Origin of the sequence: Shinella sp. WSD5-1, assembly GCF_963942435.1 — a bacterium.
In the GTDB taxonomy this organism is placed as follows: domain Bacteria; phylum Pseudomonadota; class Alphaproteobacteria; order Rhizobiales; family Rhizobiaceae; genus Shinella; species Shinella yambaruensis.
The window spans coordinates 302,145-316,151 of sequence record NZ_OZ012596.1 but is presented as its reverse complement, the minus strand read 5'-3'; the positions used below and the strand labels follow the sequence as shown (position 1 = coordinate 316,151).

At 64.7% G+C, this 14,007-nt stretch carries 14 protein-coding genes; 9 read left to right on the top strand and 5 right to left on the bottom strand.

From position 1 onward, the window contains the following. Window positions 1–19: 19 nt before the first annotated feature. The 4 genes from AABQ55_RS01525 to AABQ55_RS01510 all read right to left on the bottom strand — a co-directional run bounded on the left by AABQ55_RS01525 (window position 20) and on the right by AABQ55_RS01510 (window position 3,338). Complete coding sequence (locus AABQ55_RS01525) at window positions 20–235, bottom strand: DUF4287 domain-containing protein (RefSeq protein WP_244769230.1); 216 nt, start codon at window positions 233–235, stop codon at window positions 20–22. Next, window positions 232–1,788: a formate dehydrogenase beta subunit gene (locus AABQ55_RS01520; RefSeq protein ID WP_272807018.1), complete on the bottom strand. Its 1,557-nt coding sequence runs from the start codon at window positions 1,786–1,788 to the stop codon at window positions 232–234. The genes AABQ55_RS01525 and AABQ55_RS01520 overlap by 4 nt, the downstream gene beginning before the upstream one ends. After that, entirely contained in the window at window positions 1,785–2,264 is a 480-nt protein-coding gene (locus AABQ55_RS01515) for a formate dehydrogenase subunit gamma (RefSeq protein ID WP_244769232.1), read from the bottom strand. The genes AABQ55_RS01520 and AABQ55_RS01515 overlap by 4 nt, the downstream gene beginning before the upstream one ends. 180 nt (window positions 2,265–2,444) lie before the next feature. Beyond that, on the bottom strand, window positions 2,445–3,338 hold the full coding sequence (locus AABQ55_RS01510) for a LysR family transcriptional regulator (protein WP_244769233.1): 894 nt from the start codon (window positions 3,336–3,338) through the stop codon (window positions 2,445–2,447). Window positions 3,339–3,434: 96 nt separating this feature from the next. Between AABQ55_RS01510 and acuI the strand changes: the two genes are divergently transcribed. After that, window positions 3,435–4,430, top strand: a complete 996-nt coding sequence (gene acuI, locus AABQ55_RS01505; protein ID WP_244769234.1) for an acrylyl-CoA reductase (NADPH) — start codon at window positions 3,435–3,437, stop codon at window positions 4,428–4,430. A 26-nt stretch (window positions 4,431–4,456) separates the two neighbouring features. On the opposite strand, the gene AABQ55_RS01500 is transcribed toward acuI, so the two are convergent. Further along, entirely contained in the window at window positions 4,457–5,227 is a 771-nt protein-coding gene (locus AABQ55_RS01500) for an SDR family NAD(P)-dependent oxidoreductase (protein WP_272807017.1), read from the bottom strand. Window positions 5,228–5,373: 146 nt separating this feature from the next. On the opposite strand from AABQ55_RS01500, the gene AABQ55_RS01495 reads away from it, so the two are divergent. The 8 genes from AABQ55_RS01495 (at window position 5,374) to AABQ55_RS01460 (ending at window position 13,957) form a co-directional block, all read left to right on the top strand. Next, a complete protein-coding gene (locus tag AABQ55_RS01495; RefSeq protein ID WP_272807016.1) occupies window positions 5,374–6,144 on the top strand; it encodes a DeoR/GlpR family DNA-binding transcription regulator in 771 nt (256 codons plus the stop codon). Between the two features lie 113 nt (window positions 6,145–6,257). Then, a complete protein-coding gene (glpD, locus tag AABQ55_RS01490; RefSeq protein ID WP_272807015.1) occupies window positions 6,258–7,775 on the top strand; it encodes a glycerol-3-phosphate dehydrogenase in 1,518 nt (505 codons plus the stop codon). Between the two features lie 40 nt (window positions 7,776–7,815). Continuing rightward, window positions 7,816–8,898, top strand: a complete 1,083-nt coding sequence (locus AABQ55_RS01485) for an ABC transporter ATP-binding protein (protein ID WP_272807014.1) — start codon at window positions 7,816–7,818, stop codon at window positions 8,896–8,898. A gap of 10 nt (window positions 8,899–8,908) precedes the next feature. Next, window positions 8,909–9,979 (top strand): ABC transporter ATP-binding protein, encoded by a 1,071-nt coding sequence (locus AABQ55_RS01480; protein WP_272807013.1) that lies wholly within the window; start codon window positions 8,909–8,911, stop codon window positions 9,977–9,979. A 2-nt stretch (window positions 9,980–9,981) separates the two neighbouring features. After that, the gene (locus tag AABQ55_RS01475; RefSeq protein WP_244769240.1) at window positions 9,982–10,848 is read left to right on the top strand and encodes a carbohydrate ABC transporter permease; all 867 of its coding nucleotides are present in this window, start codon (window positions 9,982–9,984) and stop codon (window positions 10,846–10,848) included. 11 nt (window positions 10,849–10,859) lie between these two features. Further along, window positions 10,860–11,741 carry a carbohydrate ABC transporter permease gene (locus AABQ55_RS01470; protein ID WP_272807012.1) on the top strand — a complete coding sequence of 294 codons (882 nt, stop codon included), beginning with the start codon at window positions 10,860–10,862 and terminating at the stop codon, window positions 11,739–11,741. Next, window positions 11,741–12,160, top strand: a complete 420-nt coding sequence (locus tag AABQ55_RS01465) for a DUF2160 domain-containing protein (RefSeq protein ID WP_084438163.1) — start codon at window positions 11,741–11,743, stop codon at window positions 12,158–12,160. Before AABQ55_RS01470 ends, AABQ55_RS01465 begins: the two co-directional genes overlap by 1 nt. A 75-nt stretch (window positions 12,161–12,235) precedes the next feature. Continuing rightward, complete coding sequence (locus AABQ55_RS01460) at window positions 12,236–13,957, top strand: ABC transporter substrate-binding protein (protein ID WP_244769242.1); 1,722 nt, start codon at window positions 12,236–12,238, stop codon at window positions 13,955–13,957. Window positions 13,958–14,007 lie beyond the last annotated feature (50 nt).

Here is a 14,007-nt window from a genome sequence, read left to right as displayed (position 1 = left end):
GCGGCGACTTCACTTGTTTCTACGACTTCGTCTCGGCGAGCGTCGCCGCGACGAGCGCATTGGCATGGCCATGGCCGAGACCGTGCGTTTCCTTGAGGAACGCGACGATCTGCATATGCGCCTTGCCGTCCTGCGCGCGGATGATCTCTTTCCAGTGCTCGATCGGCTGACCGTAGGTCTTCTCGATCGAGGGGAAGTAGGATGCGGGGCCTTTGACCTTTTCCGTCGCGCTCATTCCGCCGCCTCCACCATCGGGGCCGGGGAAAAATCCTCCGGGAAATGCGTTATGGCGCTCATGACAGGATAGGGCGTGAAGCCGCCGAGGGCGCAGAGCGAACCGAACTTCATGGTGTTGCAGAGGTCGGCGAGCAGTTCGCGGTTCTTCTCCGGCTCGATGCCCTGGGCGATCTTGTCCGCGGTCTCGACGCCGCGCGTCGAACCGATGCGACAGGGCGTGCACTTGCCGCAGCTTTCGACGGCGCAGAATTCCATGGCGAAGCGCGCCTGCTTCAGCATGTCGACCGTGTCGTCGAAGACGGTGATGCCGGCATGGCCGATGAGGCCGTCCTTCGCGGCGAAGGCCTCGTAGTCGAAGGGCGTGTCGAACAGGGCGCGCGGGAAATAGGCGCCGAGCGGGCCGCCGACCTGCACGGCGCGGACCGGCCGGCCGGAGGCGGTGCCGCCGCCGATCGTATCGACGATCTCGCCGAGCGTCAGGCCGAAGGCGGTTTCGTAGAGCCCGCCATGCCTGACGTTGCCGGCGATCTGGATCGGGATGGTGCCGCGCGAGCGGCCCATGCCGAAATCGCGGTAATAGGCGGCGCCCTTATCCATCACGACCGGCACGGAGGCGAGCGAGATGACGTTGTTGACCACCGTGGGGCGGCCCATGAAGCCCTGCAGGGCCGGCAGCGGCGGCTTGGCGCGCACGATGCCGCGCTTGCCTTCCAGGCTGTTGAGCAGCGCCGTCTCCTCGCCGCAGACATAGGCGCCTGCGCCGACGCGGATCTCCATGTCGAACGCCCTGCCGGAGCCGAGCACGGACGGGCCGAGCATGCCGGCGGCGCGCGCGATGGCGACGGCGTCGTTCATCACGGCGATGGCGTGCGGATATTCGGAGCGGGTGTAGACGTAGCCCTTGGTGGCGCCGGTGGAAAGGCCCGCGATCGCCATGCCCTCGATCAGCACGAAGGGATCGCCTTCCATGATCATGCGGTCGGCGAAGGTGCCGCTGTCGCCCTCGTCGGCGTTGCAGACGATGTATTTTTGGTCACCCGGCGCATCGAGAACCGTCTTCCATTTGATGCCCGTCGGAAAGCCCGCGCCGCCGCGGCCGCGCAGGCCGCTGTCGGTGACTTCCTTGACGATGTCGGCGGGGGTCATCGCGATGGCCTTTTCGAGGCCCCGGAGGCCGCCATGGGCCTTGTAGTCCTCGAGCGAAAGGGGATCGATGACGCCGCAGCGGGCGAAGGTGAGGCGGGTCTGGTTCTTCAGGAACGGGATCTCTTCCGTTCCGCCAAGACAGAGCGGATGAGCCTTGCCGTCCAGCAGGCCGGCATCGAGCAGGGCGGGCACGTCGACGGGCCTGACGGGTCCGTAGGCGATGCGGCCTTCGGCCGTCTCGACCTCGACCAGCGGCTCCAGCCAGTGCATGCCGCGCGAGCCGTTGCGCACGATCGTGATGTCGAGCCCGCGGGTCTCCGCCTCGCGGGAGAAGGCCTTGGCGACGCGGTCTGCGCCGAGCGCAAGGGCTGCGGCATCGCGGGGAACGTAGAGACGAACGGTCATCGGCGTGCCTCCGCGACGAGTTCCTTCGCCAGATCCGCATCGACCCGTCCATGCACCTCGCCGTCGAGCATCGCGGCGGGTGCGCAGGAACAGAGCCCGAGACAGTAGATCGGTTCGAGCGTGACGGCGCCGTCCAGCGTCGTCTGGTGGAAATCGATGCCGAGCAGCGCCTTCACGCGCTCCGCCAGCTCATCCCCGCCCATCGACTGACAGGCCTCGGCGCGACAGAGCTTGAGCACATGCCGTCCGGTCGGGTGGTCGCGATAGTCGTGATAGAAGGTGACGACGCCATGCACCTCGGCGCGCGACAGGTTGAGCGCGCGGGCGATCACCGGCAGGCTTTCCTGCGGCACGAAGCCGAACTCCGCCTGGATCTCGTGCAGGATGGGAAGAAGCGGCCCTTCGAGCCCCTTCAGTTCGCTGACGATCGCCAGCGTTCTTGCGCCGACATCGCTGCCGGGTACGTGCACATTCATCGTCAGGCCTCCCAACCGACACGAATGAACCGCAAGGCCTCTGGGTTCTGCCGCGCCGATACCATTGAAACTGCTCGGCGAAGACCGGAACCCTGTCGATCCACGCGCTATTCTAACAGCTTCTCAGCCGGGAGACGACCGGTCAATAAAGCAAAGCCGTTGATCGATAGAAAAAACCTATCAATCTATTCCCTTTTCCGCCAGCACGCGCGCTTCGTGCAGCAGGGCGGACACGAGCGGGGTGAAGGGCTCGCGATGGGTGGCGACGAGGCCGACGGTGTGGTGCGGCTCGGGATCGACGAGGGAAACTATACTTATTTCATCAGGAAATCCAAACGATTTTGCGACGTTTCGCGGCATGATGCTCGCCCAGCGCCCCGTGCGCACATGGGAGAACAGCACGATCATCGAATTGGCTTCCAGCGAGGGCTCCACCGAAACGCCGGCTTCGGCAAAGTGCCGGTTGATGATGCGGCGGTTCTGCATGTCGGCGGTCAATAGGCAAAGTCGAACGCCGCCGGCCTCCTGCCAGGTCACGGTCTGGCGATCGGCAAAGGGCGTGCCGCGGGCGGTAACGAGGCAATAGTGCTCGTGCAGTAGCGGCACGCTAGTGACACGACCGAGCGGCTCGTTTTCGAGGTAGGTGAGGCCGGCGTCGATCTCCAGGTTCTCCAGGAGGCCGAGGATCTTGATCGACGTGGTGGAAACGATGGAGAAGGTGACGTCCGGGTGCTTTTCCTGGAAGGGCGCGGTGATGCGCGGCACCATGGCGAGCGTCGTCGGGATGGCGGCAAGGCGGATATGGCCGGACAGGCCCTTGCGCGCCGCGCGCATCTCCTCGCGCATGGTGCGCGTGTCGCCGACGATGCGGCGGGCCCATTCGAGCACGCGCTGGCCTTCCGGCGTCAGGCCCTGGTAGCGCGAGCCGCGCACGACGAGCATAACGCCCAGATGGTCCTCCAGCTGGCGGATCGCCGCCGAGAGCGTCGGCTGCGAGATGCCGAGCTCTTCCGCCGCCCGGGCGAAATGTCTCTCGCGGGCGAGCGCAATGAAGTATTCGAGCTTGTCTATCATCCCGTGCCTCCGCGTCCTTGATACAAAAGAACAGTGGCGGCACCAATGCCCCGCGCCCTATATCTGGGACGAATGGATGAGCACGAGGAGAAAGCCATGACGTTCCAGGCATTGCTGGTGGAGAAGGGGGCGGATGGCGCGGTTTCCGCGTCGGTCCAGGAACTGGACGATTCGCGGCTTCCGGACGGCGATGTCACCGTCGCCGTCGAGTATTCGACGCTCAACTACAAGGACGGGCTCTGCATCAACGGCAAGGGCGGGCTGGTGCGTGCCTTCCCGCATGTGCCGGGCGTCGATTTCGCCGGCACGGTCGAAGCGTCGGACGATCCGCGCTACCGGCCGGGCGACCGGGTGGTGCTGACCGGCTGGCGGGTCGGCGAAGTCTGGTGGGGCGGGTACGCGACGCGGGCGAAGGTCAAGGCCGACTGGCTGGTGCCGCTGCCGGAAGAGCTGTCGACCCGGCAGGCCATGGCGATCGGCACGGCGGGGCTCACCTCCATGATGTCCGTCATCGCGCTGGAAGAGGCCGGCCTTTCGCCGCTGAAAGGCGAGGTGCTGGTAACGGGCGCGGCGGGCGGCGTCGGCTCGGTGGCGGTCGCGCTGCTGGCACGGCTCGGCTATTCGGTCGCCGCCGTCACGGGGCGGCCGGAAGCGGCGGGCTACCTGAAGGAACTGGGTGCCGAAACGATTGTCGACCGCGGCGAACTGTCGGAGGCGAGCAGCAAGCCGCTGGAATCGGAGCGCTGGGCCGGTGCCGTCGATGCGGTCGGCGGCGACATGCTGGCGCGGGTGCTCAAGCAGATGAAATATGACGGTGCCGTCGCCGCGGTCGGCCTTGCCGCCGGTGCCGCGGTTCCCTCCTTCACCGTCATCCCGTTCCTCCTGCGTGGTGTCAGCCTGCTCGGCATCGATTCGGTTATGCGGCCCTACGACCAGCGCGTCGATGCCTGGAATCGCATTGCCGCCGACCTGCCGATGGACAAGCTGGAGGCCATGGTGGTGGAGCACCGGCTGTCCGACCTGCCGGAGCTGGCCGGCAGGATCCTAGAGGGTAAAGTGAAAGGCCGCGTCGTCATAGACGTCAACGCTTGACCGGGGCCTGAATGGGGCCGCCGGTCTCAGCAGATCAGCTGGCCGCCGTTCACCTCCAGCACCTGGCCGGTGATATAACCGGAAAGGGCCTTGGAGGCGAGGAAGAGATAGGCGGGGGCGCAGTCCTCCGCCGTGCCGAGCCGCTGTAGCGGAATGGTCTTGCGCGTCGCCTCCAGCTTTTCGGCCGACGAATAGCGCGAATGGAAGTCGGTGGTGATCGTGCCCGGCGAGACGCAGTTGACGCGGATGCCGTCCGGCGCGAGCTCGCGCGCCAGCCCCTTGGAATAGGTCGAAACGAAGGCCTTGGTCGCCGAATAGATCGCCGAACCCGGGCTGCCGCCGGTGAGCGCCGAGATCGAGACCGTGTTGACGATGGCGGCGCTTGGCGCCCGGAGCAATGAAGGCAGCAGCGCGCGCGTCACCTCGACGACGGAGGTCTGGTTGAGGCGCACGACGGTCTCGTACTGCTCGTCCGTCAGCTCGGCGGCCGGGAAGCGGCCGACCATCGTGCCGGCATTGTTGATGAGCACGTCGACATGCGGGAAGAGGCTGTCCACCCGCTGCAGGATCGCGCCGATGCCGCCTTCGACGAGGAAGTCGGAATAGACGATATGGGCGCGGGCCTCCGCGACGGCGTTTTCCAGGAAATCGGGCAATGGGCCGGAAGGCGCCCGCCCGCCATGCAGCAGCACATGGGCGCCGCAATCGAGGAACTGCCGGGCGATCTCCAGGCCGATGCCGCGCCCCGCGCCCGTCACCACGACGTTGGCGCCCTTGAACAAGGCCGGATGAAACATGTGCTTTCCTCCCGATGCTCGCCGCAACCCGCTGCCCGCCCAGTATCACAAAAAGTGGGGCGCACTCCAAGAAGGCGGGGCGGATCAATTGATGTGCTTTCGTTTTTGCATATTATGAAAACAAACGAAAGCAATGGGAGGAGCCAATGTTTCTGACAGGTCGCCAGGCGGAGATCCTCGATCTCGCCAAGGCCGAGGGCCGCGTGCTCGTGGAAGACCTTGCGGCGCGCTTCTCCGTGACGCCGCAGACCATCCGCAAGGATCTCAACGATCTCTGCGATAACAAGGTCTTGACGCGCATCCATGGCGGGGCGCTGTTCCCGAGCGGCAACGAGAATGTCAAATACGAGGCGCGCCGCTCCATCGCCGCGCCGGAAAAGCAGGCGATCGGACGCGCTGCCGCCGCCATGATCCCGGACAATTCCTCGCTCTTCATCAATATCGGCACGACGACGGAGGCGGTGGGCGAGGCGCTGCTCGATCACAAGGAATTGATGGTCATCACCAATAATATCAACGTCGCCAACCGTTTGCGCGTCTACCCCTCGATCGAGGTGGTGATTGCCGGCGGCGTCGTGCGCGGCGCGGACGGCGGCATCGTCGGCGAGGCGGCGGTCGATTTCATCCGCCAGTTCAAGGTGGATTATGCCGTCATCGGCGTTTCCGCGATCGATGAGGACGGCGCGCTGCTCGATTTCGACTATCGCGAGGTGAAGGTGGCGCAGGCGATCATCGCGAATGCGCGCCACGTCATCCTGGTTTCGGATTCGACGAAATTCGAAAGGACCGCGCCGGTTCGCATCGGCCACCTCTCGCAGGTCCACACTTTCATCACCGACAGCTGTCCTTTCGAGGGCATTCGCAGCATTTGCCAGGAGCATGACGTGCGTCTCGTGGAGACGTCCTCTCCACTCTGAGGGCGGAAATGACGTTTTCACTCACATTCGTTTGACATTCGAAATGTTTTCGTTTTAACTCCACTGGCTTTCGCAACTGCGCAGATTTGTGCGATGCGAAATGGGAGGGGAATTTGAACGGCGACGTGATCCGCGATATTTTCGTTATCGGTGGCGGCATCAATGGCTGCGGCATCGCGCGCGATGCGGCGGGCCGTGGTTATTCGGTCGTGCTTGCCGAGATGAAGGACTTTGCATCGGGCACGTCCTCGGCCTCCACCAAGCTCATCCACGGCGGCCTGCGTTACCTCGAACACTACGAATTCCGCCTGGTGCGCGAGGCGCTGATGGAGCGCGAAGTGCTCTGGGCCATGGCGCCGCACGTCATCTGGCCGATGCGCTTCGTGCTGCCCTTCCAGAAGGGCGGCCTGCGCCCGGCCTGGCTCATCCGTCTCGGCCTCTTCCTTTACGACTATATCGGCGGGCGCAAGCTGCTGCCGGCCACCCGCACGCTCGACCTTGCAAAGGACCCGGCGGGCGGGCCGCTGAAGAAGCTCTTCCGCAAGGCTTTCGAATATTCCGACGGCTGGGTGGACGATGCGCGCCTCGTCGTCCTGAATGCCCGCGACGCCGCCGATCGCGGCGCGGATATCCGCACGGCTACCCGGGTCGTCACCGCGCGCCGCGAAAATGGCCACTGGGCCGTCGAGACCGAGAATGTCGAGACGGGCGCGCGTGAAAATTTCCGGGCGCGCATGCTGGTCAATGCGGCCGGCCCCTGGGTCGACAAGGTCCTCTCCACCGCCTTCGGCCGCAACGACGTGCACAATGTCCGCCTCGTGCAGGGCAGTCACATCGTCGTGAAGACGAAGTTTTCCGATCCGCGCGCCTACTTCTTCCAGAACCCGGACGGGCGTATCATGTTCGCCATTCCCTACCAGGAAGAGTTCACGCTGATCGGCACGACCGACCAGGACTACCAGGGCGATCCCCGGGATGTTCGCATCAGCGACGCGGAAATCGACTATCTTTGCGCCTCGGCGAGCGAATATTTCGCCGAGCCGGTGAAGCGGGACGACATCGTCTGGACCTATTCCGGCGTGCGCCCGCTCTTCGACGACGGTGCCAGCAAGGCGCAGGAAGCGACGCGCGACTACGTGCTGAAGGTCGAGGGCGGCGATGGCCAGGCGCCGTTGCTCAACATTTTCGGCGGCAAGCTCACCACCTACCGGCGCCTCGCCGAATCGGCGCTGGAGAAGATCGGGGATGCGATCGGCGCGAAGGGGGACCGCTGGACGGCCGGTTCGCGCCTGCCCGGCGGCGATTTCAAGGTCGACGGGTTCGATGCCGAGGTGAAGGGGCTTTGCGCGCGGTTCGCCTTCCTCGCCCCGGCCCATGCCCGCCGGCTCGTGCGGCTCTACGGCACGCGGGCGGCGGCGATGCTGGACGGCGCGAAGGGCATCGACGATCTCGGCCGGCATTTCGGCAGCGACCTTTATGAGCGCGAAGTGCGCTGGCTGATGAAGGAAGAATGGGCCCGGCATGCCGAGGACGTGCTGTGGCGGCGGACCAAACGCGGATTGCATCTGACAGCCGCGGAGGCGGCTGTTCTGGAAGACTACATGGCGGCTGCACAGGCGGCCCCCCACTAGCGACCTTTTCCGGTGGCTGGGAGGAACGACGGAGACAGGAATGCTGGAACTCAAGAACATCACGAAGGTGGCGGGGGCGGAGACGCACATCCATCCGACCAACCTCGTGCTCGAGCGCGGCTCGCTCAACGTGCTGCTCGGCCCGACGCTGTCGGGCAAGACCTCGCTGATGCGGCTGATGGCCGGCCTCGACACGCCGACATCCGGTTCCGTCTGGTTCGACGGCAAGGACGTGACGGGCGTGCGCGTGCAGGATCGCGGCGTCGCCATGGTCTATCAGCAGTTCATCAACTATCCGGCGCTGACCGTCTACGAGAACATCGCCTCGCCGATGCGCATCAAGGGCGCCGACAACGCGACCATCGACCGGGAAGTGCGCAAGGCGGCCGATCTCCTGAAGCTGACGCCCTATCTCGACCGCACGCCGCTCAATCTTTCGGGCGGCCAGCAGCAGCGCACGGCGCTCGCCCGCGCCATCGTCAAGAATGCCAGCCTCGTGCTGCTCGACGAGCCGCTCGCCAACCTCGACTACAAGCTGCGCGAGGAGCTGCGCCTCGAACTGCCGAAGATCTTCGCCGCCTCCGGCGCGATCTTCGTCTACGCGACGACGGAACCCTCCGAGGCGCTGCTGCTCGGCGGCAACACGGCGACGCTCTCCGAGGGCCGCATCACCCAGTTCGGCCGCACGATCGACGTCTATCGCCGCCCGAACGATCTTCTGACCGCGCGTACCTTCGCCGACCCGCCGCTCAACACCATGCAGGTGCTGAAGACCGGCGGCCATTTCGAGATCGGCGGCAAGCCGGTCCTGCCGGTGCCGGCGCATCTTGTCGCGCTGCCGGACGGCCCCTGCACCATCGCCTTCCATCCGCATCACCTTTCGCTCGCCAGCCAGCATCCGGCTTCCGCGAGCCTTCAGGCGCGCACGGCGATTTCCGAGATCGCCGGCTCGGAAAGCTTCATTCACATCGAGTTCGAGGGCAGCCGCTGGGTCATGCTCTCGCCGGGCATCCACGACATCGAGCCGGACGCGGTCATCACCGTCCATGTCGACACGCGCCACCTGATGGCCTTCGGCACGGACGGCAGGGCGATCGCGGAACCCGCGGCCGCGGCGGCCTGAGGAGGAGACCATGGCACGCATCAATCTCGACCACATCCGCCATGCCTACGGCGAAAAGCCGAAATCGGAAGCGGACTATGCGCTGAAGGAAGTGCACCACGAGTGGAACGACGGCGGCGCCTATGCGCTGCTCGGTCCCTCCGGCTGCGGCAAGACCACGCTGCTCAACATCATCTCCGGCCTGCTGCAGCCGTCCGAGGGGCGCATCCTGTTCGACGGCAAGGATGTCACCTACCTTTCGACGCAGCAGCGCAACATCGCGCAGGTCTTCCAGTTCCCGGTCATCTACGACACGATGACGGTCTACGACAATCTCGCCTTTCCACTGCGCAACCGCGGCGTCGCCGAACCGGAAGTCGATCGCCGCGTGCGCGAGATCCTGGAAATGATCGATCTCGCGGGCTGGGCGAAGAAGACGGCGCGCGGGCTCACCGCCGACCAGAAGCAGAAGATCTCGCTCGGCCGCGGCCTCGTGCGCAACGACGTCAACGCCATCCTGTTCGACGAGCCGCTGACCGTCATCGACCCGCATATGAAATGGGTGCTGCGCTCGCAGCTGAAGAAGCTGCACCGACAGTTCGGCTTCACCATGGTCTATGTCACGCATGACCAGACCGAGGCGCTGACCTTCGCCGACAAGGTCGTGGTCATGTATGACGGCCAGATCGTGCAGATCGGTACGCCGGCCGAGCTTTTCGAAAAGCCGAGCCACACCTTCGTCGGCTACTTCATCGGATCGCCGGGCATGAACGTGCTGCCGGCATTCATCGACGGCAACAGCATCAGGGTCGGTGAAGAGACGCTTACGCTCGACTACCGGCCGCAGGTCGCCGCCGGCGCGAAGACGGAACTCGGCATCCGCCCGGAATTCATCGCGCTGTCGCGCGAGGGCATGCCGGTCTCCATCAGCAAGGTCGAGGATATCGGCCGGCAGAAGATCGTGCGCGCCGAATTCGCCGGCAAGCCGATCGCCATCGTCGTTCCCGAGGACAGCGAAATCCCCGCCGAGCCGCGCGTCACCTTCGATTCCGCGGCCATCAACATCTACGCCGATTCCTGGCGTGTCGGCAGGGAGGGCTGACAATGAACAAGACCTGGAACAACAAGGCCTGGTTCATGGTCCTGCCCGTCCTGCTGCTCGTCGCCTTCTCGGCGGTGATCCCGCTGATGACGGTGGTGAACTATTCGGTGCAGGACACGTTCGGCAACAACCAGTTCTTCTGGAACGGCGTCGGCTGGTTCTCCGACGTTCTGGAATCCGACCGCTTCTGGCAGGCGCTCGGCCGCAACCTGCTCTTTTCCGGCATCATCCTGACCATCGAGATCCCGCTCGGCATCCTGATCGCGCTCAACATGCCCAAGAAGGGACTCGGCGTGCCGGTCTGCCTCGTCCTGATGGCGCTGCCGCTGCTCATCCCGTGGAACGTCGTCGGCACGATCTGGCAGGTGTTCGGCCGCGTCGACATCGGCCTGCTCGGCCGCACGCTCCATTCGCTCGGCATCAACTACAATTATGTCAACAACGTCTTCGATGCCTGGCTGACGCTGATCATCATGGACGTCTGGCACTGGACGAGCCTCGTCGTGCTGCTCTGCTATGCCGGCCTCGTCTCGATCCCGGAGGCCTATTACCAGGCCGCCAAGATCGACGGCGCCTCGCGCTGGGCCGTGTTCCGCTATATCCAGTTGCCGAAGATGAAGCGCGTGCTGCTCATCGCCTTCCTGCTGCGCTTCATGGACAGTTTCATGATCTATACCGAGCCCTTCGTCGTCACCGGCGGCGGCCCCGGCAACTCGACCACCTTCCTGTCGATCGACCTCGTCAAGATGGCGATCGGCCAGTTCGACCTCGGCCCGGCCGCGGCCATGTCCATCATCTACTTCCTGATCATCCTGCTGCTCTCGTGGATCTTCTACACGGTCATGACCAGCAGCGACGAACAGGCGTGAGGGAGGAAACCATGACCTCACAGGCAACCACCGCAAACACCATCCAGACGAGCGTTGCGAGCAATGCCGGCGCGAAGGCCGGGGCCGGCTCGAAGCGCAGCCTCTCCTGGCTCATTCCGACGCTCTACATCGTCTTCCTGATGCTGCCGATCTACTGGCTCGTCAACATGAGCTTCAAGACGAACCAGGAGATCACCGGCGTCTTCTCGCTCTGGCCGCAGTCGCCGACGCTCCGCAACTACGCCGTGATCTTCACCGATCCGGCCTGGTATTCGGGCTATATCAACTCGATCCTCTATGTGGTCCTGAACACGGTCATCTCGGTCGCCGTGGCGCTGCCGGCGGCCTACGCCTTCTCGCGCTACCGCTTCCTCGGCGACAAGCACCTGTTCTTCTGGCTCTTGACCAACCGCATGGCGCCGCCGGCCGTCTTCGCGCTGCCGTTCTTCCAGCTCTATTCGGCCTTCGGCCTGATCGACACGCATATCGCCGTCGCCATCGCGCACTGCCTGTTCAACGTGCCGCTCGCCGTCTGGATCCTCGAGGGCTTCATGTCCGGCGTGCCGAAGGAGATCGACGAGACCGCCTATATCGACGGCTATTCGTTCCCGAAGTTCTTCGCCAAGATCTTCGTGCCGCTGATCGCCTCGGGCATCGGTGTCGCCGCCTTCTTCTGCTTCATGTTCTCCTGGGTCGAGCTCCTGATCGCCCGCACGCTGACGACGACGGACGCCAAGCCGATCGCCGCCACGATGACGCGCACGGTCTCGGCCTCGGGCATGGACTGGGGCGTGCTGGCCGCCGCCGGTGTGCTCACCATCATTCCCGGCGCGCTCGTCATCTATTTCGTCCGCAACTACATCGCCAAGGGCTTTGCCCTGGGGAGGGTCTGATGGCCGCCGTCGCAAACCGCAACAACCGCTGGCCCGTGGCGCTTGCCGCCGTGCTCGCTGCCTATGCCGTCATCACCGGCCTCCTCGTCATGGCGATCCCCGTCAAGGACGGCGCGCGCGACTGGTTCGCCTCGCTCATTCCGGGCGGCTGGATGGCCTGGTCGTTCCCGACGGCCATGTTCTTCCTGACGATCTTCACGCTGATCGCGCTGATGGCGGTGTGGGAATATGCCCGTCCGGGCGGGTCCCCGCGCGTCGGCATCCTGCGCTTCGAGACGACCCGCGGCGACCGGCTCTTCGTGTCGCTGCTCGGCTCGGCGTTCATTCATCTCGCATGGCTGGGGCTCGTCGGCCCCAACCTGTGGTGGGCTCTTGCCTTGTCCGTGGTCTACGCCATCGGCGTGTTCCGCTTCGTCTAGGCAAAGGAAAGGGAGGCCCCGGGGAGAATAGGGGCCTTCGCGCATGCAATCGCAAAACCCCAAGGGAGGATCAATATGCGAAAGCAACTTCTGACGACGACGGCAGCCATGCTGCTGGCGTTCACCGGCTCCGCATTCGCGGACATGGATGCCGCCAAGAAATTCCTCGATGCGGAAATCGGCGACCTGTCCGCGCTCGACCGCGCCGGCCAGGAAGCGGAGATGCAGTGGTTCATCGATGCCGCCAAGCCCTTTGCCGGCATGGAGATCAAGGTCGTCTCGGAAACGATCACCACGCATGAATACGAATCGAAGGTCCTTGCGCCGGCCTTCACCGCCATCACCGGCATCAAGATCACCCACGACCTGATCGGCGAAGGCGACGTCATCGAGAAGCTCCAGACGCAGATGCAGTCGGGCGAGAACATCTACGACGCCTATGTCAACGACTCGGACCTGATCGGCACCCATTGGCGCTACCAGCAGGCCCGCTCGCTGACCGATTTCATGGCGAACGAAGGCAAGGACGTCACCAATCCCGGCCTCGACCTCGACGACTTCATCGGCAAGTCCTTCACGACCGCGCCGGACGGCAAGCTCTACCAGCTGCCCGACCAGCAGTTCGCGAACCTCTACTGGTTCCGCTACGACTGGTTCAACGACGAGAAGAACAAGGCGGACTTCAAGGAGAAGTACGGCTACGACCTCGGCGTTCCGGTCAACTGGTCGGCCTATGAGGACATCGCCGAGTTCTTCACCGGCCGCGAGATCGACGGCAAGAAGGTCTATGGCCACATGGACTACGGCAAGAAGGACCCGTCGCTCGGCTGGCGCTTCACCGACGCTTGGCTGTCGATGGCCGGCAACGGCGACAAGGGCATCCCGAACGGCCTGCCGGTCGACGAATGGGGCATCAAGGTCGACGAGAATTCCCGTCCGGTCGGCTCGTGCGTCGCCCGCGGCGGCGACACCAACGGCCCGGCTTCGGTCTATGCCATCCAGAAGTACCTCGACTGGCTGAAGGCCTATGCACCGGCGGCTGCCGGCGGCATGACCTTCTCCGAATCCGGCCCGGTTCCCTCGCAGGGCGAGGTCGCCCAGCAGATGTTCACCTATACGGCGTTCACCGCCGACTTCGTGAAGGAAGGCCTGCCGGTCGTCAACGAGGACGGCACGCCGAAGTGGCGCTTCGCCCCGTCGCCGCACGGCGTCTACTGGAAGGACGGCATGAAGCTCGGCTACCAGGACGTGGGTTCCTGGACGCTGTTGAAGTCGACGCCTGAAGACCGCGCCAAGGCCGCCTGGCTCTATGCGCAGTTCGTCGTCTCCAAGACGGTCGACGTCAAGAAGAGCCATGTCGGCCTGACGCTCATCCGCGAATCCTCGATCGCCCATCCGTCGTTCACGGAGCGGGCGCCGAAGCTTGGCGGTCTGATCGAGTTCTACCGTTCGCCGGCCCGCGTGCAGTGGTCGCCGACGGGTACGAACATCCCGGACTACCCGAAGCTGGCACAGCTGTGGTGGCAGGCGATCGGCGATGCCTCCTCGGGCGCCAAGTCCGCGCAGGAAGCCATGGATTCTCTGTGCGCCGAGCAGGAGAAGGTGCTGGAGCGCCTCGAGCGCGCCGGCGTCATGGGCGACATGGGTCCGAAGCTCGCCGAAGAGCACGATCTCGAATACTGGAACAAGGATGCCGTTGCGAAGGGCAACCTCGCGCCGCAGCTGAAGATCGAGAACGAAAAGGAAAAGCCGCTCACCGTCAACTATGACGAACTCGTCAAGAGCTGGCAGAAGTAAGGCGAACCGGCCGCGGGCGGCGTTTCGCCCGCGGCCATCTCTCCGGCATT